We start from the raw sequence: 26,074 nt of genomic DNA on the forward strand, positions 1-26,074 counted from the left end.
CCTCAGCCGGACTTCTGCGCGAAGAGTCCGCGCAGTCCCTTCTTCGGCTGCTCGAGCGACTTCTGCAGGTAGATCGTGCCCAGCCAGCGGCCGAACTTGTGACCCACGCGCCCCATCCGGCCGACCTCGACGAAACCGAAACGCTCGTGCAGGGCGATCGACGCCTCCGCACCCTTGTCGCTCACGACAGCGACGATCTCGCGCAGTCCGAGCTGCTGGCAAGCCTCGATGAGGGCTTCGAGCAGCGCTCGTCCGAGCCCCTTCCCCGTCGCCGCCTGGCCGAGATAGATGGACGTCTCGGCGGTGTAGCGGAATCCGGTCTTGCCGTTCCACGGCGACGCGAGGGCGTATCCCAGGATCTGCCCCGTCGGCGAGACCGCGACGAGGAACGGAAGCTTGAGCTTGGTGAGATAGTCGTACTTCTCGCGCCACTGCGCCAGCGACCACTTCTTCTCGTCGAAGGTCACGACCGAGTTGGTGACGTAGTAGTTGTAGATCTCGCGGATGTCGGGAAGATCATCCGGCCGCGCCGGCCGGATCTCGTAGGAGAAGGGCCGCTCGGGTTCGGCCGGGCGACGCAGGTGCCGCGGAAGGCGTCGACGGTCGCGGTTGGAGTCCTCCTCGAGCATGCAGCAACTCTACGGGGCGCACGTTTCACGCCGATGACGACTGCCGGTCAGAGCGCCGGGATGCGCCAGTCGATCGGCTCGCCGCCACGCTCGGCGAGCAGCTCGTTCGCGCGCGAGAACGGCCGCGACCCGAAGAAGCCGCGGCTCGCGGACAGCGGCGACGGATGCGGCGACGCGACGATCGCAGCATCGCCGAGGAGCGGCCGCAGGGTCGCGGCATCCTTGCCCCAGAGGATCGCGACGAGCGGACGCCGGCGAGCCACGAGCGCCCGGATCGCGTGCTCGGTGACGCGCTCCCAGCCCCACCCTCGGTGCGAGGCGGGAGCACCGGGGGCGACGGTCAGCACGCGGTTCAGCAGCAGAACGCCCTGATCGCTCCACGCAGAGAGGTCGCCGTGCGGCGCGGGGGCGATGCCGAGGTCCGATTCGAGCTCTCGGTAGATGTTTCCGAGGCTCCGGGGCAATGGCCGCACGTGGGCGTCGACCGCGAAGGAGAGTCCGATCGGATGCCCCGGGGTCGGGTAGGGATCCTGACCGACGATCAGGACGCGGACGTCGGCCATCGGCCGCTGGAACGCCCGCAGCACGCGGTCACCCGCGGGCAGGTAACCCCGGCCCGCAGCGGTCTCTGCGCGCAGCCGGTCGCCGAGCGCGGCGATGTCGGCCGCAACGGGCTGCAGCGCCTCGGCCCAGTCGGGTGCCACCAGTCCGTCGGCGGCAAGGTCGGTGAGGGAGCGCGGCGTCACACTCCCAGGGTAGGCCGGTCGCGGCGGTATGCTCACCCCGTGTCGACGACGCTGCGCACCTCCGCCCTGGGCGTCACCGCGGGTCTGATCGGCTGGTTCATCCTGGTAGAGATCGTCAGCGGCATCCTGCAGGGCTACTACGTCCCGCTCTTCAGCGACATCGTCGCCGAGCTCGGGGTCCACGACTCCGACGTGAACTGGTTCGAGGCCGCGCAGCTCCTGCTCTCAGCGCTCGTCGTACCGGTGCTGGCGAAGCTCGGCGACATGTACGGGCACAAGCGGATCCTGCTCGTCGCGGCCGTCCTCACCGCCGCAGCGACCTGGTGGCTCGCGTTCGCGGCATCCTTCTGGACCTTCCTCATCGCCTGGGCGCTGCAGGGCTTCTACGTTGTCTGGCTCCCCCTCGAGATCGCGCTCATCTTCGAGCGGGGCAGGCGGCAGAGCCGGGGGGTCTCGCTCACCCGGCGCGCGGCGGGGCTCCTGGTCGTCGGGCTTCAGGCGGGCGCCATCATGGGCGCCTTGGCCGCGGGCCGGATCTACGCCGCCACAGCCGGCGACATGACGTTGACGCTGATCGTGCCGGCGGTGGCCGTGACCCTCGTCGCGATCGTCATCTGGCTCTGGGTGCCCGAGTCGAAGCCGGAGCCGGGCCGGCGGCAGCTGGACTCACGCGGCTTCGCGCTCCTCGCGGTCTCGTTGCTGTTCGTCACCAGCGCCCTGACGTTCCTCCGCTTGAACGGCCCCGCGGCCTTCTGGGTGTGGGCGCTGCTCCTCGCGGGAATCGTGGGTTTCGTCGTCTTCGGACGGTTCGAACTGCGCCAGGCCGACCCCGCGGTCGATGTGCGGATGCTCGCCCGACCGGAGATGTGGCCGGTGCAGGCCACCGCGTTCCTGGTCGGTATCAGCCTCCTCGGCGCACAGGGCCCGCTGTCGACCTACGCGGGCACGGACCCCGCCCTCGGATACGGGCTGGGGCTCGACGCCACCGACAGATCGAACATCATCGGGGTCTACCTCGTGTCTCTCATCGTCGGTGCCGTGCTGTTCGCGGTCACCTCGCGCCGCGCGAGTCCCCGCATCGTGCTCATCGTCGCGGCGCTGCTCGTCGGCGTCGGCTATGCGCTCTTCCTGCCGTTCCACCGGGAGCTGTGGCAGGTGCTGCTCAACCTCTGCATCGCGGGCCTGGGCTGCGGCGCCCTGGTCGGGGCCATGCCGGCGGCCGCCGCCGCCGCAGCACCGCGCGGACAGACGGGCGTGGCGTCGGCGATGACCAACACGACGAAGACCATCGGCGGAACGTTCTCGTCGGCGGTCTTCGGCGTCGTCCTCGCCGCCGGTGCGGGTGTCGTCGCGAGCGAGACCGCCGCCTCCCTCGGCGGTTATCTCACCGTCTGGGCGATCTGCGCCGCCGGCGGCTTCGTCGCGGCGGCTCTGCTGTTCGTCGTGCCGCGCGTGGCGTTCGCCGATGCCGACGAGCCGCCGGTGGCGCGAGCCGCGGACGGGACGGGCGACACGGTCGCTCAGCCCCGCGGCTGAGCGGGGACGCCCCTCAGGCCTCGGTGGATCGCGGACGCAGCGGTCCCCGCGCCAGCAGGTGCTGCGCGGACTGCGCGACGGGACGCATCGTCACCAGATCGAGGTTGACGTGGCCTGGTGCGTTCAGCGCGTAGGCTGCGACATCCGCCACGTCTTCGGCGACGAGCGGCTGCTCGACGCCCTCGTACAGGCGATCGGTCGCTTCCCGGTCGCCGCCGAGACGATTGAGGGTGAACTCCTCCGTGCGCACCATGCCGGGGGCGATCTCGACCACGCGGATGGGCTCACCGTTCAGCTCGAGTCGGAGCGCGTGGACGAGCATCGATTCCCCCGCCTTCGCCGCGTTGTAGCCGGCTCCGCCGGGGTAGGCCGTCTGAGCTGCGGTCGAGGTGACGTAGACGGTGTCGGCATGGCCGGCGCCTGCCGCGACAGCGCGTCGGAGCAGCGGGAGGAGAGCCGCGGTCAGCCGCTGCGCCGACAGGACGTTCGCCTCGAACATCCACTGCCAGTCCTCGGCCGCACCGTCTTCGACGCGGTCGGTGCCGCGAGCCCCGCCCGCGACGTGCACAAGGGCGTGGACGTCGCCGGAGGCGGCGAGGTGCTCGGTGAGTGCGGCGACATCCGCCTCGCGGGTCAGATCCGCGGCGAATGACGCGGAGCCGACCTCGGCATCGAGCGCCTCGAGCCGTTCGGCCCGGCGGGCGACGCCGACCACCTCCCATCCCGATGCCCTCAGCGCGCGAACGACCGCCTCGCCGATTCCCGAACTCGCACCGGTGACCACTGCACGTCGCGTCATCCCTCCACCGTAGCCGTCAGGTTACGCAGCGTGTCCCGCGCATTGTCGGGCACATCCGGTTTCCGTACGCTCGACCCAGGCCGGCGACCGTCGCCGCTTCCCGACCCGATGGAGCCACGCATGTCCGCATCCGAGAACTGGCGCTTCGAGACGAAGCAGATCCACACCGGAGCCGCACCGGACCCGGTGACCAAGGCACGGGCGACGCCGATCTACCAGACGACCTCGTACGTGTTCGACAACTCCGACCACGCCGCGAACCTGTTCTCGCTGGCGGAGTTCGGCAACATCTACACGCGCATCCAGAACCCCACCCAGGATGTCGTCGAGCAGCGGCTCGCCGCACTCGAGGGCGGCACCGGCGCTCTCCTCGTCGCGTCGGGTCAGGCCGCCGAGACCTTCGCGATCCTCAACATCGCCGAAGCCGGAGACCACTTCGTCGCCTCGAGCTCGATCTACGGCGGCACGTACAACCTGTTCAAGTACACGCTCGCCAAGCTCGGCATCGAGGTCACGTTCGTCGAGAACCAGGACGACCTCGAGGAGTGGCGCCGCGCGGTGCGCCCCAACACGAAGCTCTTCTTCGCCGAGACGATCGGCAACCCGCAGATCAACGTCCTCGACATCCGCGGCGTCTCCGACGTCGCCCACGAGGCCGGTGTGCCGCTCATCGTCGACAACACGATCGCCACGCCCTACCTCATCCGCCCCTTCGAGCACGGCGCCGACATCGTCGTGCACTCCGCCACGAAGTTCCTCGGCGGGCACGGCACGGTCATCGGCGGCGTCATCGTCGACGGCGGCAGCTTCCCGTGGTCCGAGCACTCGGAGCGCTTCCCGGGCCTCACGACGCCCGACCCCTCGTACCACGGCGCCGTATACACGCAGGCGGTCGGCGACGGCCTCGCCTACGTCATCAAGGCCCGCGTGCAGCTGCTGCGCGACCTCGGCGCCGCGATCTCGCCGCAGAGCGCCTGGCTGCTGATCCAAGGCATCGAGACGCTGTCGCTGCGCATCGAGCGCCACGTGCAGAACGCGCAGGAGATCGCGGAGTGGCTCGAGAACCACGACGACATCGCGTCGGTGAACTACTCGGGCCTGCCGACCTCGCCCTGGTACGCCGCTGCCAACCGCTACGCCCCGAAGGGCGTCGGCGCGGTGCTGTCGTTCGAGCTGAAGGGCGGCGTCGCCGCGGGACGCGCGTTCGTCGACTCGCTCCAGCTCTTCAGCCACCTGGCGAACATCGGCGACGTGCGCTCGCTCGTCATCCACCCGGCGTCCACGACCCACTCGCAGCTGACCCCGGAGCAGCAGCTCACGACCGGTGTCACCCCGGGCCTCGTCCGCCTGTCGGTCGGTCTCGAGAACATCGACGACCTCAAGGCCGACCTCGAGCAGGCCCTCGCGGCCGCGCGCAACGTCGTCGAGGCGGCGCGCGCCTGATCGTTCCTCCTCAGAACGCGACCGGATGCCCCGGCCCACCGTGAGCGGTGGCCGGGGCATCCGTCGTTCGCGGGGCCGTCAGTCGGCGTCGGTGGCCGTGGTGATCTCCTCGCCCTGAACCTGCTCGCGGTCGTTCTTCGCCTTGTCGCCACGGGTCTTGGCGAGGCTCGCGACGGTGGCGACCGCGACGGTGGCGGCGATGAACAGCAGCGAGAACCAGATCGGGATCTCAGGAACCCACAGCAGCGGCTCGCCGCCGTTGATGAACGGCAGCTCGTTGACGTGGAGCGCGTGGAAGACGAGCTTCACACCGATGAAGGCGAGGATGACGGCGAGGCCCTGCGCGAGGTAGACCAGACGCTCCAGCAGACCGCCGATGAGGAAGAACAGCTGGCGCAGGCCCATCAGGGCGAAGGCGTTCGCCGTGAAGACGATGTACGCCTCGTTGGTCAGACCGTAGATCGCGGGGATCGAGTCGACCGCGAAGACGAGGTCGATGAAGCCGATCGCGATGATCACCAGCAGCATCGGGGTGACGAACCGCTTGCCGTCCTTCTTCACCGTCAGCTTGTCGCCGTTGTACTCGTCGGTCACGGGGAGGTGGCGGCGGACGAAGCGCATGAACTTGCCGTTGGCCGGGTCGGAGTCACCGTGCGAGAAAGCCTGACGGTAGGCGAGGAACAGCAGCAGCGCGCCGAAGATGTAGAAGATCCACGAGAAGTTGTCGATGAGGGCCGCGCCGATGGCGATGAACGCGCCGCGCATGATGAGCGCGATCACGATGCCGATCATCAGCACCTTCTGCTGGTACTTCTTCGGCACCGCGAAGCCGGTCATGATGATGAGGAAGACGAAGAGATTGTCGATCGACAGCGCCTTCTCGGTCAGGTAGCCGGCGAAGTACTCGCCCGCGAACACCCAGCCCCAGCCCGGCACGAAGCCGATGACCACGCCGAAGATGAGCGCGAGGCCGATGTAGAACGCCGACCAGCGCGCGGATTCGGCGATCGTCGGCTCGTGCGGCGTGCGCACGTGCGCGAAGAACTCGTACACGAAGAAGGCGATGGTCACCGCGATGGTGATGATCCACACGAGCGGAGTGATGTCCACGAAGGCTCCAAGGGGTCGACAGTAGCGAACGGCCAGGTCTCCTTCATCCCCGGAGGGACCGGCGTCCCGGAATCCGACGTCGGATCCGTAATGACGAGAGCGCCGCAGGCGGAAGTACTCCCCTTGCTTCGCGGTATCTTACGCGACGATCGTGACGCCCAGCGCATCTACTCTGAAGCGATGGACGCCGCTACCTCCCGCCGCTACCATTCGTTCGCCGACTGGGCCCGGGACAGCTCGCCGATCTACGCCGAATGGGCCACCGGGATCGCGGGCGACGACGAGCTCACCGAGCGGATCGCGCTGCTCGGCGAGCGCCGCGGTCAGCCGAACCTCGTCTTCGCCGCCGCACGCTGGGCCGGCTGCGGACTCGAGCCGTTCGCCGCGTGGCGCGAACGCCTGGTCTCGGAGTGGGAACGGGTCGCCGCCATCACGGCGGAGCACCGCACGCAGACCAACGAGGTCGGACGCTGCGCCACCCTCCTGCCTCCCCTTTCGCGCATCGACGGCCCGATCGCCCTGCTCGAGACCGGCACCGCCGCCGGCCTCTGCCTCTATCCCGATCGGTACGCGTACGAGTACTCGTCTCCCGGCGGCGAGCACCCCCGGACCATCGTGCCCGCGAGACCCGATGCCGCTCCGCGCCCGCTGCTGCGCTGCCGCATCGACGATCCCGACGCCGTGCCCGACTCCCTCCCCGACGTCGTCTGGCGCGCCGGCATCGACCTCGCCCCGATCGACGTGCGCGATACGGACGCGGTCTCCTGGCTCGAGACGCTCGTCTGGCCGGGCTCCGTTCACGACGAGCGCGTCGGTCGGCTGCGGGCAGCGGTCGAGGTGGCCCGGGCCGACCCGCCGCGCATCGTCGCCGGCGACATCCTCGACCGCCTCCCCGAGGTCGCGGCCGAAAGCCCTCCCGACGTGACGCTCGTCGTGTTCCACAGCGCGGTGCTCCTGTACCTCGACGCCGACGAACGGCGCCGCTTCGCCGGCCTCGTGAGCACCCTCGGGAAACGGGTGAACCGCCGCGTCGTCTGGATCTCGAACGAGACGGCGGGCACCCTGCCGGAGATCGACGGACGGATGCCGCGGGGCGTCGACACCACCGGCAGCTTCGTGCAGACGGTCGACGGGGTGCCCGTCGCGCTCGCGGGCCAGCACGGCGCGACCTACGAGGTGTCTCCGTTCCGGTCGTGACGTAACACGCGAGCAGCGTGCGCCCGCACCCGGGAGAATGGCTCGCATGGACTGGCAGACCTCCGAGGACACGGTGCCGAGCGCGCCGATCACGGAGGCCGATGCGCGCCTGCTGCGCGGACGGCCACCTGCCACGGGCGCCTGGCGCGACGGCGACCCCGTCGGGCACCGGAGCTTCGGGGTCTTCGGTCCGCTCTCCACCGAGAGCGGTGAGCAGCTGCCGAGCTTCCGCCTCGCCTACGAGACGTGGGGCGAGCTCTCACCCGAACGCGACAACGCCGTGCTCGTGCTCCACGCCCTCACCGGCGACAGCCACCTGCGCGGCGAGGCGGGCCCGGGGCACCCGACGGCCGGCTGGTGGGAAGACATCGTCGGTCCCGGTCTGGCGATCGACACCGACCGCTGGTTCGTGGTCGCCCCGAACATGCTGGGCGGGTGCCAGGGCTCGACGGGCCCCTCGTCGATCTCGTCCGACGGCTACGAATGGGCGGCTCGGTTCCCCTACCTCACGATCCGCGATCAGGTCGCCGCGCAGGTCCGGCTGGCCGACGCCCTCGGGGTCGAGGTATGGGCCGCGGTCGTCGGCGGATCGATGGGCGGCATGCACGCGCTCGAGTGGGGCGTCGGGCACCCCGAGCGCCTGGAGCGACTCGCGATCCTCGCCGCCCCGCCCGTCAACACCGCCGACCAGATCGCGTTGAACTCCGTGCAGCTCGAGGCCATCCGCATCGACCCGCGGTTCCAGGACGGCGAGTACTACGACGCAGCCGACGGCGACGGCCCCCACCGCGGCCTCGCACTCGCGCGCCGCATGGCTCTGCTCAACTACCGCAGCCCGACCGAGCTGAACCTGCGCTTCCAGCGCACGTGGCAGTCGGGCAAGAGCCCCCTCGGTCTCGGCGGACGCTTCGCGGTGGAGAGCTACCTCGACTTCCACGGCAACAAGTTCACGCGACGATTCGACGCGAACAGCTACATCACTCTCGTCGAGGCGATGAACTCGCACGACGTCGGTCGCGACCGCGGCGGGATCGAAGACGCGCTGGCGCGTGTCACCGCCCGCACCCTCGTGCTGGGCATCGACTCAGACCGGCTGTTCCCCGTCGAGGGGCAGCACCGCATCGCTCGCGGCATCCGATCGACCATCGACGACGCTGCGGTGGTGATCTCGAGCGACTTCGGTCACGACGCGTTCCTCATCGAGACACCGGTCGTCGGCGCCCATCTGCGACGGCTGCTCGAGGGCTGACGCCTCAGCGCGTCGGTGCGGGCGCGTCGGGCCGCGGTGCGCGGGACGACGTCCGCCGTCGCGCACGAGCCTCGACGGCGAAGCTCGTGCAGGCGACCCCGAATCCGGCGAGGGCGAGGACGACCCCCACCCATACCGGCGCGACGTATCCGAGTCCGGCGGCGATCGCGGCCCCTCCGAGCGCCGCGCCCAGCGCGTTGCCCATGTTGAGGGCCGAGTGGTTCAGCGCCGCAGCGATGGACTGATTGTCGCCCGCGACATCCATCAGGCGCGTCTGGATCGTCGGACTCAGCGCCGCGGAGAAGAACCCCACGAGGAAGACGAACAGGCCCACGGTCACGATCCAGCCGGCAGTCAGTGCGAGGAGCGCCTGGATCAGGGCGAGGGCGACGAGACCGCCGAGGAGGCTTCCGCGCAGGTCGCGGTCGGCGAGCCTGCCGCCGACGAGGTTTCCGATCGTCATGCCGACTCCGGCCACGACGAGCACGATGGGCACGGCCCACTGCGGTGAACCGGCCGCCTCGGTGACGAGGGTCGCGACGTAGCTGTACACCGCGAAGAAGCCGCCGAAGCCGATCGCGCCGATGCCGAGGGCGAACCACACCTGACCGATACCGAAGACCCGCAGTTCGGCGCGCAGGGTGCGCGACGGCTCCCCCGCGTGCTGCGGGACCGTCAGGGCGATCGCCACCGTGGCCAGCGCGAAGATCGCCGCGACGACGAGGAACGCGGCCCGCCATCCGAACTGCTGACCGAGGAACGTGCCGAGCGGAACGCCCACGACGTTGGCGATGGTGAGGCCCGTCAGCACGAACGCCACGCCCTGCGCGCGCTTGCCCGGCCCCAGGACGTCGGCGGCGACGAGCGCGCCGATGCCGAAGTAGGCGCCGTGCGGGAGCGCCGCGAGGAACCGGGATGCCGCGACGAGCTCGAACGTCGGCAGCACGAGCGTCAGCGCGTTGCCGACGGTGAGGGCGAGCGCGAGGAAGACCATGACCCGGTGGCGCGGGTACTTCGCCACGACACCCGCGATGGTCGGAGCGCCGACGACGACGCCGGCGGCGTAGAGCGTGATGAGCCACCCCGCCTGGGCGATCGCCGCTTCCGGATCGCCCGCGTAGACGGAGGGCAGCAGCTCGCCGGCGATCTCGGGCAGCAGGCCCATGACGACGAACTCGGTCATCCCGATGCCGAAGCTGCCGATCGCAAGCGAGAGCAGGGCCCGGCGGGCGGTCGGGCGAGAAATGGCGGGCGTCGTCACTCCGGGAGCGTAGCGCCGCCCTCGCCTTCGTGTCGAATCGATTCGAGTGCGCCCTCGAGGCGCTCGATCTTGCCGTCGAGCTCGCCGCTGTATCCCGGCCGGATGTCGGCCTTCAGCACGAGCGAGACACGCGACCCGAACGGGAGCACCGCCTCGGTGGCCCGCTTGACGACATCCATCACCTCGTCCCACTCCCCCTCGACCTCGGTGAACATCGAGGTGGTGCGGTGCGGCAGGCCCGAGGCCCGCACGACGGCCACGGCTGCGGCGACGGCATCGTGCACCGAGCCGTCGGGATTGCTGCCGGTTCCGCTGGGAGCGACGGAGAAGGCGATGAGCATGATGGACCTCCGGATCAGGCGGGAACGGACGAGGGCGTTCGGACGGGAACGCGGACGAGCCGCACCACCATCCAGACGCCGAGGACGACGAGCAGGACGTTGCGCACGGTGAGGATGCCCACACCCAGGGGATGCGCCGACAGCACCTCCCCGTAGAACACCGGGTAGACGAGCTGCGTGAGCGCACTGAGGACGAGCACCAGGATCGCCGGGCGCGCCCAATCGCGGCGCGCGACGACGAGCCCGAGCACGACGGGCGGGACGAGCCAGCACAGGTACTGCGGCGACCCGACCTTGTTCAGCACGATGAACACGGTGACGATCGCGAGCGCCGCGACGGGCAGAAGATCCTTCACCGCGGCGCCGCGGCGCACCTTGACGGCGGCGACGACCGCCACGGCTCCCACGCCGATCATGAGGATCGGAGTCATCGCCGCGATGACCGGATCGATCTCGGTGCCGGTCACCTGGAACGTCAGGATCTCCGTCGAGTAGTAGACGAAGAAGCCCGGGATGCCGAGCATCTGCCCCCACAGGTAGAACATGCTCACGGGCGCCTCGACCTGCAGCCCGCGCCCGGTCTGATCGCCGATGAACCCGAGCGCATGGTCGAGCCCACCGGCGACGACGACGGCCGCGAGCGTCGCGACCGAGACGACGAGCCCGGCACCGACGAGCGCCCACCGCTGCCGGAGCGCCACGACGGCGGCCGCGATGATCGCCGCCGGCCAGACCTTGATCCACGTCGCGACCGCCAGCAGGATGCCGGCCAGCCACGGCCGGCCGCGTAGCCACAGGCAGCCCATGACGGCGAGCGCGACGGTGACGGCATCGAGCCGATAGAGGCCGACCGGGCCGAGGAGCAGGATGGCGGCGAGCCAGAACCACGCCGCCGTCACGCGTCCGCGCGACCGCGCGCGCCCCACGAGAACCGCGAAGGCGAGGGCGTCCAGCGCCGTGACGAAGATCGCCCAGCCGACCGTGTAACCGGCGATCCAGGCGAACCCGTGGGCCAGGACGAGCGGGATGAGCGCGAGCTGGGGATAGACCCAGTCATCGTCGATCCCGACGATGCCCTCACCGGAGAGCGCCCGCTGGGACCAGGGTTCGTAGACGAGGTAGACATCCCCCATCGGCTGGTTCGGCAGCACGAACCCGAGCACCGAGACGACGAGGTGGACGAGCGCGAACGCGACCCACAGCGTTCCCCGTCTCGACACCGTCACATCCTACGGTGAGCCCCTCGCAGCCCGCCGGTGGCGTCAGCGCGCGGCCGGGTCTCCTCCGGAGAGCAGCTCGTCGATCACGGCGGGTACGGCCTCCGCGACGTCCAGCGCCGTGATGGGGCCGGGACCGGCACCGCGACCGGCATGTCCGTGGATGTACGCCGCCGCAGCGGCCAGCGGTGCCAGCGCCGCGGCATCCAGATCGCGCTGAGCGCCTCGAGCCGCCACGACCGCACCCAGGATGCCGCCGAGCACGTCACCGGTACCCGCGGTGGCGAGCCACCCGGTGCCGGCCCGCACGACGGCGGTCCATCCGTCGGGGGCCGCGACGACGGTCTCGGCCCCCTTGAGTAGCACGGCGATGCCCGCCGCGGCCGCGGTCTCGCGGGCGGCCTCGATGCGGTCGGTCAGTGACGTCGGCGTCACGTCGTCGAGGTCGAGCAGCCCGCGCAGGCGCGCGTGCTCGCTCTGGTGCGGCGTGACGACGAGCGGGGCGGTCGCGCCCGGGACCAGGTCGAGGGCCCCGGCGTCGACGACGACGGGGAGGTCGCCCTGCAGCAGCTCCCCCAGCCGTGCGGTCTCGGCGGCGGGCCGGGTCGCGGCATCCGTCCCCGAACCGATCAGCCACGCCTGCACGCGTCCGGGCGCGGTCACGGTCTCGGGTCGGCGCTGCAGCACGAGGTCGGCGGGACGCTCGGGGCCCAGGTAGCGGACCATCCCGATGCCGGTCCGCCACGCGGCCTCGACGCCGAGCACGGCGGCTCCCGGATACTCCTGCGATCCGGTTCGCACACCGAGCACCCCGCGGGAATACTTGTGGTCGTCGGCAGTTGGCTTGCGCAGGAGCGCGACCGTGTCGCGCGCATCCCATTCGTGGATCTCGACCATGGCGCCACCCTATCGGCGCCCCGAAGGAGCCCGGCGTGAGCCAGTTGTTCAGCCCCCTGACCATCCGAACCGTCGAGGTGCGCAACCGCCTCTGGGTCGCCCCCATGTGCCAGTACTCGGCTGAGGACGGCATCCCGAACGACTGGCATCACGTCCACCTCGCGCAGTTCGCGTCGGGCGGTGCCGGACTCGTCATGGCCGAGGCCACCGCGGTCGTGCCCGAGGGGCGCATCACCCCGGAGGACACCGGCATCTGGAACGACGAGCAGCGCGACGCCTGGCGCCCGATCGTGACGGCGATCCACGACCGCGGGGCGGTGCCCGCGATCCAGCTCGCGCACGCGGGCCGCAAGGCGTCGACCTATTCGCCGTTCGCCGCCGAGCGCGGGACCGTGCCGGAGGCGGAGGGCGGCTGGCAGGCGCTCGCCCCCTCGGCCGTCGCCTTCGACGGCTACGCCCGGCCCGACGAGCTCGAGCGCGCCGAGATCGACACCCTCGTCACCGCGTTCGCCGACGGAGCACGCCGTTCGATCGAGGCCGGCTTCGACGTGCTCGAGATCCACGCCGCGCACGGCTACCTGCTGCACGAGTTCCTGTCGCCGTTGTCGAACCGGCGCACCGACGAGTACGGCGGCTCGCTCGAGAACCGCGCACGGCTCCTGCTGCGCATCGTCGAGGCGGTCCGCGCCGCGGCACCCGACGCTCCGCTGTTCGTGCGCTTCTCGGCGACCGACTGGGCCGAGGGCGGCTGGGATGTCTCCGACACGGCGACGGTCGCGGCCTGGGCGCACGTGCGCGGCGCCGACCTCGTCGACGTCTCGAGCGGAGGGCTCGTCGCGCACCAGCGCATCACGACGGGGCCCGGCTACCAGGTGCCGTTCGCCCGAGAGATCCGCGAGACCACCGGCCTCCCCGTCAGCGCGGTCGGCGAGATCACGACCGGGACCCAGGCCGAGGAGATCCTCGCCGCCGGAGCGGCCGATGCGATCATGGCCGGCCGCGAGTGGCTGCGCGATCCGCACTTCGGGCTCCGCGCAGCCGACGAGCTGGGCGAGGACGCCGCGATCTGGCCGCCGCAGTACGTCCGCGCACGGCGCCGCTGAGCTCGCGTCGCCGCCCCTCCCGGCTCAGGCCCAGCGAGGTGCGCGGCGCGTGGCGTCGTGCACCTCGCCGATGAGCTCCTCGATGATGTCCTCGAGGAACAGCACCGCGGTCGTCCGCCCCTCGGCATCCCGAACCTGCGCGAGGTGGCGGCTCGACCGACGCATGAGGGCCAGTGCGTCCTCGAGGTCGGTCGTCTCGGCGACCGGCACCATGAGGTGGATGCGCTTGGACTTGATCGGCCGCGACGCCGCGCCGTCGGCATCCTCCGCCTCTCGCAGCACGTCCTTGAGGTGCACGTACCCGACCGGCTGGTCGGTGTCATCGACGATGACGTAGCGCGAGAAGCCGTGCCGCGCGACAGCACGCTCGACGTCCTCGGGGGTCGCCGTCTCGGGCAGCGTGACCAGCTCACCGAACGGCACGGCGACATCCGCCGCCTTCTTATCGGTGAACTCCACGACGGCTGCGACCGTTCCCGACGCATCGTCGAGCACGCCTTCGATCCGGGATGTCGCCACGATGGTGGCGACCTCGTCGAGCGTGTACGTCGAGGTCGCCTCGTCCTTCGGCTCGACCCGGAACAGCCGCACGGCGTGATTGGCGATCCAGTTCAAGGCGACGATGATCGGGTAGAAGACCCGCGAGACCCAACGCAGCGGCGTCGCCAGCAGCAGCACGGCACGGTCGGGCAGCGAGAAGGCCAGGTTCTTCGGAACCATCTCGCCGAACACGACGTGCAGGTACGACACCACGATGAGGGCCACGGCGAAGGCGACGACGTCGACGACGGCCTCGCCCCACCCGGTGAGCCCGAGCGGCACCGCCAGCAGGTGGTGGATCGCCGGCTCCGAGACGTTGAGGATCACCAGCGAGCAGATCGTGATGCCCAGCTGGCACGTCGCGAGCATGAGGGTCGCGTGCTCCATCGCCCACAGCGCGGTCTTCGCCGAGCGCGACCCCTTGTCGGCGAGGGGCTCGATCTGCGAGCGGCGCGCGGAGATGACCGCGAACTCGCTCGCGACGAAGAACGCGTTGAAGGCCAGCAGCACGACGAGCCAGGCCAGTCCCGCCCAATCATTCATCGACGATCACCGTCCTCGCGGCGCGGGGCCGGTCGCATCGGCTCGACCGCGGACCCGGCGGGTGCTTCCTCGGACACGGGGGTGGGCTCGAAACGCACGCGGTCCACCCGTCTGCCGTCCATCCGCTGCACGGTGAGCGTGCCGTCGTCGATCTCGACGGTGTCGCCGACGACCGGGATCCGCTCGAGCACGCTCATGACGAAGCCGCCGACGGTGTCGTAGACGTCGCCCTCGGGAACCCGGATGCCGGTGCGGTCGAGCACCTCATCGGGACGCAGCTCCGCGGGGAAGACGATACCTCCGGCGACCCGCAGGACGCCGGCGCGGTTGCGGTCGTGCTCGTCGAGCACCTCGCCGACGATCTCCTCGACGAGATCCTCGAGGGTCACGACACCGGCTGTGCCGCCGTACTCGTCCACAACGATCGCCATCTGGTAGCCCCGGGCGCGCAGTTCGCCGAGGACGGCGTCGAGGTGCACGGCCTCGGGCACCCGCAGCGGCTCCTCCGCGATGGCGGCGGCAGGGACGTCGGCGCGGCGCTCGCGCGGGACGCTGACCGCCTGCTTGACGTGGACGATGCCGGTGATGTCGTCCATCGAGTCGCCGAACACCGGGAATCGGCTGTGGCCCGTGCGCCGCGCGAGCTGGATGACGTCCTCGACGCTGTCTCCCGCGGCGACCGCATGCAGGCTCGGGCGCGGCGTCATGACGTCGGCCGTCGTCAGCCGGGCGAAGGTGAGCGAGCGATCGAGCAACGAGGCGGTGTCCTTCTCGAGGACGCCCGCACTCGCCGACCGGCGCACCAGGCTCGACAGCTCCTCCGCCGAACGGGCACCCGACAGCTCCTCCTTGGGCTCGACGCCCATCGAGCGGAGCACCCCGTTCGCGCTTCCGTTGAGCACCGTGACGGCCGGACGGAACACGGTCGTGAAGAGGGTCTGGAACGGGATGACGAGCTTCGCCGTCTGTCGCGGGATCGCCAGGGCGAAGTTCTTCGGGACGAGCTCGCCGAGGATCATCGAGAAGATCGTCGCGATCGAGACGCCGACGACGGCGGCGACGGGGCGCGACACGGTCTCGGGCCAGCCCCACGCCTCGAACACCGGTGACAGCAGGTTCGAGATCGCCGGTTCCATCGTGTAACCGGTGAGCAGCGTCGTCAGGGTGATGCCGAGCTGCGCGCTCGACAGGTGCGTCGAGGTGATCCGCAGCGCCGCGATCGTCATCGACAGGCGCGATTCACCCGCCGCCTGGCGCGCCTCGAGATCAGCTCGATCGAGGTTGACGAGCGCGAACTCGCTCGCGACGAACAGACCGGTGCCGACGGTCAGCAGGAGCCCCACGCCCAGCATGACGAAATCCATCAGGCGTCACCCCCGATCGGTCGGGGTCGGCGGGGCGAGGGTCGGCAACTGGGAGGGTCGTCCATCGTGCGCCCGATCTTACGCCTGTCGGGCCTGCCGGGCGCAGCCGCGAGAATCGACCCATGACGGATTCGACGAGCGCGCCGGGGAACGTGGAAGACCGAACGACGGGTATCGGCGAGAGCCGCGGCATCCGTGTGCGTCCGTTCGTGCCGGCCGATGTCGAGTCGTACCGGAGATGGCTCCAGCCCGATCAGGACTGGCATCGCTGGGACGGCCCCTACTTCCCCAAGCTCGACGGCGCGGGGGTGGATGCCGCGTGCGCGCGGCTCGCATCCAGCATCGCCGACGGATCGTACGCCGCGCACGCCCCGTTGACGCGGGCGGTCATCGTCACGACGGACGATCCGGCGACGATGCTCGGCACCGTCTCGTGGCACTGGGAGTCGGAAGCCTCGGATTGGCGCCGGATGGGCCTGACGGTCTACGACCCGGGGCAGCGCGGCCGCGGGGTGGGTACCGCGGCCCTGCGCATCTGGACCGACTACCTCTTCCGCACCACCTCCGTGGTCCGGCTCGACTACGCGACCTGGTCGGGGAACGAGCGGATGCTCGCTGTCGGCCGTCGTCTCGGTTTCGCCGAGGAGGCGCGCTTCCGCGACGCGCGCGAGGTGCGCGGCCGACGTTACGACTCGGTGGTCATGGGTGTGCTGCGCGACGAATGGGAGTCGTCCGGCCGCGGGCCGTCGCGGGCGGCGAGCCCTACCAGCTGACGGGGAGCGCCTTGCCCTCTTCGTAGCCGGCGGCCGACTGGAGGCCGACCGTCGCGCGCTCGTGGAACTCTGCGACCGTCGCGGCTCCCGCGTAGGTGAACGACGAGCGCACGCCCGAGGTGATCATGTCGAGCAGATCCTCGACGCCCGGGCGCAGCGGGTCGAGGTAGATCCGCGACGACGAGATGCCCTCGGCGAACAGCTCCTTGCGGGCTCGCTCGTAGGCGTCGAGGCGTCCGAACCGGCCGACGACGGCCTTCGTCGAGGCCATGCCCCACGATTCCTTGAACGCGCGCCCCTCCTCGTCGAGCTGCACCTCGCCGGGCGACTCGATCGTGCCGGCGAACCACGAGCCGATCATGACGGATGCCGCACCCGCGGCGAGCGCCAGCGCCACGTCTCGGGGATAGCGGACTCCCCCGTCGGCCCAGACGTGGGCCCCGCGCTCCGCGGCCGCCTGGGCGGTCTCGAGCACGGCGGAGAACTGCGGCCGCCCGACAGCCGTCATCATGCGCGTCGTGCACATCGCCCCGGGCCCGACGCCGACCTTGAGGATCGTCGCTCCCGCCTCGACGAGGTCGGCGACGCCGTCGGCCGTGACGATGTTCCCCGCGACGATCGGCAGACCGAGGTCGAGCGCTGCGACCTCGCGCAGCGCGCGCAGCATCCCCTCTTGATGCCCGTGGGCGGTGTCGACCACGAGCACGTCCACGCCCGCGGCGGCGAGCGCCTGCGCCTTGGCCGCCGCGTCGCCGTTGATGCCGATCGCCGCCGCGACGATGAGACGCCCGTCGCCGTCGACGGCGGGGCGGTAGATCGCGGTGCGCAGTGCGCTGCGGCGCGACAGCGTGCCCATGAGCGCTCCCTGGTGGAGCATCGCGACGACGGGGACGTCGGCCGCGTCGATGAGGTCGAAGGCGGCGCGAGGATCGGAGACGTCGTCGGCATCGATCGCGGTGGCGCGCCCGCGAACGAGGTCGCCCAGGCGGGCGTCCGGCAGCGCGGTGGCGAGGCGGGCGGCCGGAACGATCCCGGTGATGTCGTCGATGCGCAGCGTCGCCGCCGACGGGTCCGCGACGACGATCCCGTGCCCGTCCAGCGCGGGAAGGATGCGGGATGCCTCGGCGACCGTGGCATCCGGTGAGAGCACGATCGGGGTGTCCCAGGCGACCGGCTGGTCCTTGACCCAGCGGATGGCGGCATCGAGGTCCTGCAGCGGCATGTCCTGCGGCAGGACGCCGAGCCCGCCCCGGCGCGCGAGCGTGGCGGCCAGGCGGGGACCGGTGACGGAGTTCATGTTCGCCGACACGATCGGCAGTGTGGCGGCGGTGCCGTCGCCGGGAGCGAGGTCGACGTCGAGCCGACTCGTGATCGCCGATCGGCGGGGCACGAGGAAGACGTCGGAGTACGTCAGGTCGACCGTGGGCTCAGCACCGGAGAAACGCATGCTCCCTACGCTACGCCGCTGACCCGGCAGACAGCCGGGCATGCGCCGGGGCGGCCGCGGCCGGTCGTCGGCGGGCTCGATCACGATGCGATACCACGGGCGCCGCCGCGGCATCCGGCCCGTTGATCTGGGCTACCCTAGGAGACTGTGCGCGGCGGCGGACCACCGCCGTGAGAACTGATCTTCACCGATGAAAGCAGGCGATCTGCCGTGTCCAGCCAGGCGACCGGAATCGGAACCTCGAACGACGGAGAGTTCGGGGCGAACGAATGGCTCGTCGCGGAACTGTATGAACAGTTCCGCGAAGACAAGAACTCGGTGGACAAGGAGTGGTGGCCGACGCTCGAGGCCTACGCGGCTCACATGAACGGCGCCGCCTCCCAGCCCGCCGCATCCGCACCGGCGAAGCCCGCCGAGGCCGCTCCCGCGCAATCGGCCCCCGCGCAGCCCGCCGCGGCCTCCCACCCCGTGACGGCGCCCGTGCCGACGGTCGGCTCGCAGCCGGTCGCGCGCACGACGGCCCGTCCCGCCGCCGCCCAGCCGGTGCCCGCCCAGGCTCCCACGACGCCCGCCGCCGAGGTGGAGCAGCGCGAGGATGTCGTCACCCCGCTGCGCGGTATGCCGAAGACTCTCGCCGCCAACATGGACGACTCGCTCACGGTCCCCACCGCGACGAGTGTGCGCACGATCCCCGCGAAGCTGATGATCGACAACCGCATCGTCATCAACAACCACATGGCGCGCACGCGCGGCGGCAAGATCAGCTTCACCCACCTCATCGGCTGGGCGCTGATCCAAGCGCTCAAGGCCTTCCCGAGCCAGAACGTCTCCTACGCCGAGGTCGACGGCAAGCCGTCGGTCATCGCGCACGCGCACGTCGGCCTCGGCATCGCGATCGACCTCCCCAAGCCCGACGGCACCCGCGCGCTCATGGTGCCGAGCATCAAGCGCGCCGAATCGCTCAGCTTCGGCGAGTACCTGGCCGCCTACGAGGACCTCGTCAGCCGGGCCCGCAAGAACAAGCTGACCGCGGCCGACTTCCAGGGCACCACGATCTCGCTGACCAACCCCGGCGGCATCGGCACGGTGCACTCGGTTCCGCGGCTCATGCGCGGTCAGGGCAGCATCATCGGCGCCGGCGCGCTCGACTACCCTGCCGAGTTCCAGGGCTCGAGCGAGAAGACGCTCGTCAACCTCGGCATCGGCAAGACGATCACGCTGACGAGCACCTACGACCACCGCGTCATCCAGGGCGCGGGCTCTGGTGAGTTCCTCAAGACCGTCCACGAGCTGCTCATCGGCAAGAACGGCTTCTACGACGAGATCTTCGCCGCGCTGCGCATCCCCTACGCGCCCATCCAGTGGTCGACCGACATCAACGTCGACCTCGCCGAGCGCGTCGACAAGACCGCGCGTGTGCAGGAGCTCATCAACTCCTACCGCGTGCGGGGCCACCTCATGGCCGACATCGACCCGCTCGAGTACCGCCAGCGCACGCACCCCGACCTCGAGATCGAGCAGCACGGGCTGACCTTCTGGGACCTCGACCGCGAGTTCGTCACCGGCGGGTTCGGCAGCAAGCGCGTCATGAAGCTCCGCGAGATCCTGGGCGTCCTGCGCGACTCGTACTGCCGCACGATCGGCATCGAGTACATGCACATCCAGGACCCCGAGCAGCGCAAGTGGTTCCAGGACAACGTCGAGGTCAAGTACCAGAAGCCCGGTCACGACGAGCAGCTGCGCATCCTCGGCAAGCTCAACCAGGCCGAAGCGTTCGAGACGTTCCTGCAGACCAAGTACGTCGGTCAGAAGCGCTTCAGCCTCGAAGGCGGCGAGTCGCTCATCCCGCTGCTCGACGAGGTCCTCCAGGGCGCGGCGCGCACCGGACTCGAAGGGGCCGCGATCGGCATGGCCCACCGCGGCCGCCTCAACGTCCTGACGAACATCGCCGGCAAGACGTACGGACAGGTCTTCCGCGAGTTCGAGGGCTCCGTCGCGATCGGCTCGAAGAGCGGCTCCGGCGACGTCAAGTACCACCTCGGCACCGAGGGCACCTTCGTGGGCGACGAGGGCGACGAACTGCCGGTGTACCTCGCCGCGAACCCGTCACACCTCGAGACCGTCGACGGCGTCCTCGAGGGCATCGTCCGTGCCAAGCAGGACCGCGGTCCGATCGGGTCGTTCTCGTGGCTCCCGATCCTCGTGCACGGCGACGCGGCGTTCGCCGGCCAGGGGGTCGTCGTCGAGACCCTGCAGATGTCGCAGCTGCGGGGCTACCGCACCGGCGGCACCGTCCACGTCGTGGTCAACAACCAGGTCGGCTTCACGACGCTCCCCCTCGACGCCCGCACCTCGGTGTACGCGACCGACGTGGCCAAGACCATCCAGGCGCCGATCTTCCACGTCAACGGCGACGACCCCGAGGCCGTCGTCCACGTCGCCCAGCTGGCGTTCCGCTACCGCCAGGAGTTCAAGCGCGACGTCGTGATCGACCTCGTCTGCTACCGCCGCCGCGGCCACAACGAGGGCGACGACCCCTCGATGACGCAGCCCCTCATGACGAACCTCATCGAGGCGAAGCGGTCGGTCCGCCGGCTCTACACCGAGTCGCTCGTCGGACGCGGCGACATCACCGAGGAGGAGTACGAGCAGGCCAAGCGCGACTTCCAGGATCGCCTCGAGGTCGCCTTCGCCGAGACGCACGCCGCCGAGACCGGCGCGTCCGGCCCGGTGGGTCTGTCGGGCCCGATCGACCAGGCCGTCGGCGCCCCCGAGACGACGGGTGTCGGCGAAGACGTCATCCGGCAGATCGGCGACGCGTTCGTCAACGCCCCCGAGAACTTCACCGTGCACGGCAAGCTCAAGCAGCTGCTCGACAAGCGCCACGACATGAGCCGCAACGGCAACATCGACTGGGCGATGGGCGAGCTCTTCGCGTTCGGATCGCTGCTGATGGAGGGCACCAACGTCCGCCTCGCCGGGCAGGATGCGCGTCGCGGCACGTTCGTGCAGCGCCACGCCGTCCTGCACGACCGTGCGAACGGCCAGGAGTGGCTCCCGCTCGCGAACCTGTCCGAGAACCAGGGCCGCTTCTACGTCTACGACTCCCTGCTGAGCGAGTACGCGGCCATGGCGTTCGAATACGGTTACTCGGTGGAGCGGGCGGATTCGCTGGTGCTGTGGGAAGCGCAGTTCGGCGACTTCGCCAACGGCGCCCAGTCGGTCATCGACGAGTTCATCTCCTCGGCCGAGCAGAAGTGGGCGCAGCAGTCGGGCGTCGTCCTGCTGCTCCCCCACGGCTACGAGGGCCAGGGACCGGACCACTCGTCCGCTCGCATCGAGCGCTACCTGCAGATGTGCGCGCAGGACAACATGACCGTCGCTCGCCCCTCGACGCCGGCGTCGTACTTCCACCTCTTGCGCCGCCAGGCGTACGCGCGTCCGCGTCGCCCGCTCGTGGTGTTCACCCCGAAGGCGATGCTGCGCCTGCGCGGCGCCACGAGCCCCGTCGAGGACTTCCAGAAGGGCAAGTTCGAGCCCGTGATCGACGACACCGCGATCTCCGACAAGAGCGCGGTGAAGCGGGTGCTGCTGCACTCGGGCAAGATCCACTGGGACCTGAAGTCCGAGCTCGACAAGAAGCCGAACCCCGCCATCGCCCTGGTGCGTCTCGAGCAGTTCTACCCGGCGCCGATCGACGAGCTGAAGGCGGTCCTCGCGGGCTACCCGAACGCCGAGGTCGTGTGGGTTCAGGACGAGCCCGAGAACCAGGGAGCGTGGCCCTTCATCGCGCTCGAGGCCGCCGCGAAGCTCGACGGCCGCGCGGTGCGCGGCATCACCCGGCCCGCAGCGGCATCGACGGCGACCGGTTCGCCCAAGGTGCACGCGGTCGAGCAGGCCAAGCTCATCGAGCAGGCGCTCACCCTCTGACTCAGGGGTTGACGAAAGGGGCGGACGTGCGAAGAACGTCCGCCCCTTTCACGTTGCCCGTGGCGGCGTGATCGGCCGATCGGGCGGGATCAGCGCCGCTCAGGCGTGCGCCGCCTCCTGGGCCTTCCGGAGGCGTGCCAGCACCTGGTCGCGGAGCTCTTCGGGGGCCGATTCCCGGCAGGCGCGGGCGACGACCTCGGTGAGCGTGCGCGAGACCAGAGCCTCGTCACGACATGCCGGGCACGACTCGAGGTGCTCACGGATGTCGGCGTGCTCGGTCTTGCAGACCTCGTTGCGCAGGTACTCTTCCAGGTCGCGTCGCGCCTTGTCGCAGCCGCAGTCACTCATTTCTTGCTCCTCGTGGGGGGCGTCGCGATGCCCCGCTCCTTCGCGTAGTCGGCCAGCAGGTCACGTAGGAGGCGTCTGCCACGGTGCAGACGGCTCATGACCGTGCCGATCGGGGTTTTCATGATGTCGGCGATCTCCTGGTAGGCGAAGCCCTCGACGTCGGCGAGGTACACCGCCAGCCGGAAATCCTCGGGGATCGACTGCAGAGCATCCTTCACCGCGGATGCCGGCATGTGGTCGATCGCTTCGGCCTCGGCGGAGCGACTGCTGGATGCGGTGGTCGATTCCGCACCGCCCAGCTGCCAGTCCTCGAGGTCGTCGATGGTGCCCTGATAGGGCTCCCGCTGCTTCTTGCGGTAGGTGTTGATGTAGGTGTTCGTCAGGATCCGGTACAGCCACGCCTTGAGGTTCGTCCCTTGCGTGAAGGAGGACCACGAAGCGAAGGCCTTCACGAACGTCTCTTGGACCAGGTCTGCCGCGTCGGCCGGGTTGCGGGTCATCCGCATGGCCGCCGCGTACAGCTGGTCCATGAACGGGAGCGCCTGCTCCTCGAATTGGGCGCTCGGATCCGTGACCGCTTGCTCTTCCATCAGCGGCCAGTCTACGTGGGCGTCCCACGGCACGACTGTGGGATCGGCGAGTGCGATCATGGACTCCCTTCCTCCGTGTTTCGAACATCCTCGACAGGACGAACGGGTTCGATACTGTGGAAACCCATGACCCCCGCCGCGTATTCCCCCCGTCCCGCCGACATCGGCGCGCCGTGGCGCGCTCCCGTCGCCGATGCCCCCGTCCGAGCCGAGGTCGCCGTCCCCGGGTCCAAGTCGATCACCAACCGCGAGCTGGTGCTCTCCGCCCTGGCCGAGACGCCCTCCCGCCTGATCGCGCCACTGCACTCCGACGACTCCGCACGCATGATCGACGCCCTGCGGGCTCTGGGAGCCCACATCGAGGCCGTGCCCGGCGATGGCCGATTCGGCCCCGACCTCGTCGTGACGCCGTTCGGCGAGGAGGTCAGCGACGCCGTCGTCGACTGCGGTCAGGCCGGCACCGTCATGCGCTTCGTCACTCCCCTGGCGGGCCTCGCCCGCGGTGAGGTCACCGTCACCGCTCACGAGAGCGCGCTGCACCGCCCGATGGCCGAGATGATCCGCAGCCTTCGCGAGCTCGGCGTCGACATCGACGACGGCGGCCGGTGGACACTGCCCTTCCTTGTCCACGGCCACGGCCACGTCCGCGGCGGCGAGGTCACGATCGACGCGAGCGGGTCGAGCCAGTTCGTCTCGGGCCTCCTGCTGGCCGCGCCTCGCTTCGACGTCGGCCTGCGGCTCGTGCACGACGGCCACCGCCTGCCGAGTCTTCCCCACATCGACATGACGGTCGAGGCCCTCGGCCATCGCGGGGTCGTCGTCGAGCGACCGAGCGAGCGGGAGTGGCTCGTGCCGGCCGGTCCGCTGCGCGGCAAGGAGCTCACGATCGAGCCCGACCTTTCCAATGCGGCTCCGTTCCTGGCCGCCGCCGTCCTCACCGGCGGCCGTGTCACCGTGCCGCACTGGCCCGTGCACTCGACCCAGCCGGGTGCCCTGCTGGCCGACATCCTCACCGAGATGGGGGCGCGCGTCACGCGACGCAGCGGCGTGCTCGCCGTCACCGGAACCGGCGAGATCCGAGGAGTCGATCTCGACCTGTCCGCCGCGAGCGAGCTGACCCCGTCGCTGTTCGCCCTGGCAGCGTTCGCGGATTCGCCGAGCACGCTTCACGGCATCGGGCACATCCGCGGCCACGAGACCGACCGCATCGCCGCCCTCGTCGGCAATCTGCGTGCGCTCGGCGGTTCGGCTGAAGAGCTCGAAGACGGCATCCGGATCACGCCGGCGCCCCTGCGCGGCGGACTCTGGCGGGCTCACCACGACCACCGGATGGCGACCGCCGGTGCCATCATCGGACTGCGCGTGCCGGGGGTCGAGGTCGACGACATCGGCACGACCGCCAAGACGATGCCCGAGTTCCCCGAGCTGTGGGCCGAGATGCTCGCGGACGACGTGCGGGTCGACGGGTGAGCTGGCTCGGCGGCGACGACGACCTCGACGAGGAGTACGACGAGTCCGATATCCGGATGCGTCCGAACCCGAAAGCGAACCGACCCCGCACGAAGCGGCGCCCCGCCCACAGCGACGCGCAGGTGGCTCGCGTCGTGGGCGTCGACCGCGGCCGCTACACCGTGCTCATCGACGAAGACGGCGACGACGAGCACACCGCTCTCGCGGTGCGCGCGCGTGAGCTGCGCAAGCAGCCGATCGTCAGCGGCGACCGGGCACGAGTCGTCGGCGACGTCTCGGGAGACGAAGGCACCCTCGGCCGCATCGTCGGCATCGAACCACGCACGACGCTGCTGCGGCGCAGCGCGGACGACACCGACCAGGTCGAGCGGATCGTCGTGGCCAACGCCGACCAGATGGTCATCGTCGTGGCCGCAGCCGACCCCGAGCCGCGCCCGCGACTCGTCGACCGCTACCTCATCGCCGCGCTCGATGCCGGCATCCACCCCCTGCTCGTGGTGACGAAGACCGACCTCGCCGACCCCTCGGCGTTCCTCGCGCACTTCGAGGGCGTCGACGACCTCGAGGTCCTCACGAGCGGACGGGGCCGGATGCCGGTGGCCGAGCTCGGGGCGAGGCTCGTGGGCCATGCGACGGTGTTCGTCGGCCACTCCGGCGTCGGCAAGTCCACGCTCGTCAATGCCCTGGTGCCGACCGCGGCTCGGGCGACCGGGCACGTCAACGAGGTCACCGGGCGCGGCCGGCACACGTCGAGCTCGACGGTGTCGCTGCGGTACCGCGGGCCGGAGGGACGCGGGTGGGTCATCGACACGCCGGGCGTGCGCTCGTTCGGACTCGGACACGTCGATCCGGCCAACATCCTCGCCGCCTTCACCGACCTCGCCGCCGTCGCCGAGGAGTGTCCGCGCGGATGCACCCACCTGCCCGACGCACCCGACTGCGCCATCATCGAGGCGGTCGCAGCGGGGCGGCTCGGAGAACGCGGACCGGCCCGCCTCGATTCGCTGCAGCGCCTGCTCGGCACGTTCTCGGCCGGTGTCGACCCAGCCGTACGTCGTTCTAGGCTGGATTCATGACGCGTCTGGAACCGGGCGACCTCGCCCCCGCATTCACCCTCGACGACCAGGACGGATCGGCGCTGTCGCTGGCGGACCTGCGCGGGCGGCGCACGGTCGTCTTCTTCTACCCCGCGGCGATGACCCCGGGCTGCACGCGCGAGGCGTGCGACTTCCGCGACAGCGTCGAGTCGCTGCGAGCCGCGGGCATCGAGGTCATCGGGATCTCGCGCGATGACGAGGCGAAGCTGCGGCGCTTCCGCGAGCAGGAGCAGCTGACCTACCCGCTGCTGAGCGACCCCGACCACGCGGTCCACGAGGCGTACGGCGCGTGGGGCGAGAAGATGAACTACGGCAAGACCGTCGAAGGGGTGATCCGCTCGACCTTCGTCATCGACGCCGACGGCCGGATCGAGCACGCGCTCTACAACGTCAAGGCCACGGGCCACGTCGCCCGCGTCCGGACGCTGCTCGGCCTGACCTGAC

Annotated in this window: 23 protein-coding genes; 10 read left to right on the forward strand and 13 right to left on the reverse strand. The window is 70.4% G+C overall.

Going from position 1 to position 26,074, the window contains the following annotated elements; genetic code table 11:
* Positions 1–2 precede the first annotated feature (2 nt).
* A complete protein-coding gene (locus C1N74_RS11800; RefSeq protein WP_137750591.1) occupies positions 3–629 on the reverse strand; it encodes a GNAT family N-acetyltransferase in 627 nt (208 codons plus the stop codon).
* Positions 630–676: 47 nt separating this feature from the next.
* Positions 677–1,375: a uracil-DNA glycosylase gene (locus tag C1N74_RS11805; protein ID WP_088380234.1), complete on the reverse strand. Its 699-nt coding sequence runs from the start codon at positions 1,373–1,375 to the stop codon at positions 677–679.
* A 39-nt stretch (positions 1,376–1,414) separates the two neighbouring features.
* Between C1N74_RS11805 and C1N74_RS11810 the strand changes: the two genes are divergently transcribed.
* The gene (locus C1N74_RS11810; RefSeq protein WP_258317922.1) at positions 1,415–2,911 is read left to right on the forward strand and encodes an MFS transporter; all 1,497 of its coding nucleotides are present in this window, start codon (positions 1,415–1,417) and stop codon (positions 2,909–2,911) included.
* Positions 2,912–2,924: 13 nt separating this feature from the next.
* On the opposite strand, the gene C1N74_RS11815 is transcribed toward C1N74_RS11810, so the two are convergent.
* Positions 2,925–3,710: an SDR family oxidoreductase gene (locus C1N74_RS11815; RefSeq protein ID WP_181021917.1), complete on the reverse strand. Its 786-nt coding sequence runs from the start codon at positions 3,708–3,710 to the stop codon at positions 2,925–2,927.
* A gap of 120 nt (positions 3,711–3,830) precedes the next feature.
* On the opposite strand from C1N74_RS11815, the gene C1N74_RS11820 reads away from it, so the two are divergent.
* The gene (locus tag C1N74_RS11820; protein WP_023955310.1) at positions 3,831–5,153 is read left to right on the forward strand and encodes a bifunctional o-acetylhomoserine/o-acetylserine sulfhydrylase; all 1,323 of its coding nucleotides are present in this window, start codon (positions 3,831–3,833) and stop codon (positions 5,151–5,153) included.
* A gap of 78 nt (positions 5,154–5,231) precedes the next feature.
* Here C1N74_RS11820 and C1N74_RS11825 read toward each other — a convergent pair whose 3' ends face one another.
* Positions 5,232–6,263 carry a TerC family protein gene (locus C1N74_RS11825; RefSeq protein ID WP_023955312.1) on the reverse strand — a complete coding sequence of 344 codons (1,032 nt, stop codon included), beginning with the start codon at positions 6,261–6,263 and terminating at the stop codon, positions 5,232–5,234.
* A gap of 180 nt (positions 6,264–6,443) precedes the next feature.
* Here C1N74_RS11825 and C1N74_RS11830 point away from each other — a divergent pair, with 180 nt between their 5' ends.
* Positions 6,444–7,460: a DUF2332 domain-containing protein gene (locus tag C1N74_RS11830; RefSeq protein ID WP_137750592.1), complete on the forward strand. Its 1,017-nt coding sequence runs from the start codon at positions 6,444–6,446 to the stop codon at positions 7,458–7,460.
* Between the two features lie 46 nt (positions 7,461–7,506).
* Positions 7,507–8,709 carry a homoserine O-acetyltransferase gene (locus C1N74_RS11835; protein ID WP_114599109.1) on the forward strand — a complete coding sequence of 401 codons (1,203 nt, stop codon included), beginning with the start codon at positions 7,507–7,509 and terminating at the stop codon, positions 8,707–8,709.
* Positions 8,710–8,713: 4 nt separating this feature from the next.
* On the opposite strand, the gene C1N74_RS11840 is transcribed toward C1N74_RS11835, so the two are convergent.
* From C1N74_RS11840 to C1N74_RS11855, 4 genes are read right to left on the reverse strand one after another with little or no spacing between them, the layout of a single operon-like run.
* Positions 8,714–9,970 (reverse strand): MFS transporter, encoded by a 1,257-nt coding sequence (locus tag C1N74_RS11840; protein WP_071919259.1) that lies wholly within the window; start codon positions 9,968–9,970, stop codon positions 8,714–8,716.
* Positions 9,967–10,311, reverse strand: coding sequence for a thiamine-binding protein (locus C1N74_RS11845; RefSeq protein WP_064955652.1), 345 nt, complete (start codon positions 10,309–10,311; stop codon positions 9,967–9,969). The genes C1N74_RS11840 and C1N74_RS11845 overlap by 4 nt, the downstream gene beginning before the upstream one ends.
* A 14-nt stretch (positions 10,312–10,325) precedes the next feature.
* On the reverse strand, positions 10,326–11,531 hold the full coding sequence (locus C1N74_RS11850) for a glycosyltransferase family 87 protein (protein ID WP_258317923.1): 1,206 nt from the start codon (positions 11,529–11,531) through the stop codon (positions 10,326–10,328).
* Between the two features lie 42 nt (positions 11,532–11,573).
* Complete coding sequence (locus C1N74_RS11855) at positions 11,574–12,425, reverse strand: ADP/ATP-dependent (S)-NAD(P)H-hydrate dehydratase (protein WP_137750593.1); 852 nt, start codon at positions 12,423–12,425, stop codon at positions 11,574–11,576.
* Positions 12,426–12,460: 35 nt separating this feature from the next.
* Between C1N74_RS11855 and C1N74_RS11860 the strand changes: the two genes are divergently transcribed.
* Positions 12,461–13,528 (forward strand): NADH:flavin oxidoreductase/NADH oxidase, encoded by a 1,068-nt coding sequence (locus C1N74_RS11860; protein ID WP_137750594.1) that lies wholly within the window; start codon positions 12,461–12,463, stop codon positions 13,526–13,528.
* 24 nt (positions 13,529–13,552) lie between these two features.
* Here the strand turns inward: C1N74_RS11860 and C1N74_RS11865 are convergent, their stop codons facing one another.
* The gene (locus C1N74_RS11865) at positions 13,553–14,611 is read right to left on the reverse strand and encodes a hemolysin family protein (protein ID WP_023955328.1); all 1,059 of its coding nucleotides are present in this window, start codon (positions 14,609–14,611) and stop codon (positions 13,553–13,555) included.
* Positions 14,608–15,975 (reverse strand): hemolysin family protein, encoded by a 1,368-nt coding sequence (locus C1N74_RS11870; RefSeq protein ID WP_088380239.1) that lies wholly within the window; start codon positions 15,973–15,975, stop codon positions 14,608–14,610. Before C1N74_RS11870 ends, C1N74_RS11865 begins: the two co-directional genes overlap by 4 nt.
* A gap of 122 nt (positions 15,976–16,097) precedes the next feature.
* Between C1N74_RS11870 and C1N74_RS11875 the strand changes: the two genes are divergently transcribed.
* Entirely contained in the window at positions 16,098–16,748 is a 651-nt protein-coding gene (locus C1N74_RS11875; protein WP_083990522.1) for a GNAT family N-acetyltransferase, read from the forward strand.
* Here C1N74_RS11875 and C1N74_RS11880 read toward each other — a convergent pair.
* Positions 16,738–18,195 carry a GuaB1 family IMP dehydrogenase-related protein gene (locus C1N74_RS11880; RefSeq protein ID WP_137750595.1) on the reverse strand — a complete coding sequence of 486 codons (1,458 nt, stop codon included), beginning with the start codon at positions 18,193–18,195 and terminating at the stop codon, positions 16,738–16,740. The two genes, C1N74_RS11875 and C1N74_RS11880, sit on opposite strands and share 11 nt — an antisense overlap.
* 210 nt (positions 18,196–18,405) lie before the next feature.
* Between C1N74_RS11880 and C1N74_RS11885 the strand changes: the two genes are divergently transcribed.
* A complete protein-coding gene (locus tag C1N74_RS11885; RefSeq protein WP_023955336.1) occupies positions 18,406–22,125 on the forward strand; it encodes a multifunctional oxoglutarate decarboxylase/oxoglutarate dehydrogenase thiamine pyrophosphate-binding subunit/dihydrolipoyllysine-residue succinyltransferase subunit in 3,720 nt (1,239 codons plus the stop codon).
* Positions 22,126–22,224: 99 nt separating this feature from the next.
* Here the strand turns inward: C1N74_RS11885 and C1N74_RS11890 are convergent, their stop codons facing one another.
* Together C1N74_RS11890 and C1N74_RS11895 are read right to left on the reverse strand one after the other, a co-directional pair.
* A complete protein-coding gene (locus tag C1N74_RS11890; protein WP_064955657.1) occupies positions 22,225–22,473 on the reverse strand; it encodes a zf-HC2 domain-containing protein in 249 nt (82 codons plus the stop codon).
* Positions 22,470–23,063, reverse strand: a complete 594-nt coding sequence (locus tag C1N74_RS11895; RefSeq protein WP_197690566.1) for a sigma-70 family RNA polymerase sigma factor — start codon at positions 23,061–23,063, stop codon at positions 22,470–22,472. Before C1N74_RS11895 ends, C1N74_RS11890 begins: the two co-directional genes overlap by 4 nt.
* Positions 23,064–23,189: 126 nt before the next feature.
* Here C1N74_RS11895 and aroA point away from each other — a divergent pair, with 126 nt between their 5' ends.
* From aroA to bcp, 3 genes are read left to right on the forward strand one after another with little or no spacing between them, the layout of a single operon-like run.
* Complete coding sequence (gene aroA / locus C1N74_RS11900) at positions 23,190–24,533, forward strand: 3-phosphoshikimate 1-carboxyvinyltransferase (protein WP_023955342.1); 1,344 nt, start codon at positions 23,190–23,192, stop codon at positions 24,531–24,533.
* A complete protein-coding gene (gene rsgA / locus C1N74_RS11905; RefSeq protein WP_064955658.1) occupies positions 24,530–25,609 on the forward strand; it encodes a ribosome small subunit-dependent GTPase A in 1,080 nt (359 codons plus the stop codon). The genes aroA and rsgA overlap by 4 nt, the downstream gene beginning before the upstream one ends.
* Positions 25,606–26,073: a thioredoxin-dependent thiol peroxidase gene (gene bcp, locus C1N74_RS11910; RefSeq protein ID WP_137750596.1), complete on the forward strand. Its 468-nt coding sequence runs from the start codon at positions 25,606–25,608 to the stop codon at positions 26,071–26,073. The genes rsgA and bcp overlap by 4 nt, the downstream gene beginning before the upstream one ends.
* Position 26,074 lies beyond the last annotated feature (1 nt).

The sequence above is a fragment of the Microbacterium sp. SGAir0570 genome, from assembly GCF_005491085.2.
Taxonomy (GTDB): domain Bacteria; phylum Actinomycetota; class Actinomycetes; order Actinomycetales; family Microbacteriaceae; genus Microbacterium; species Microbacterium arborescens.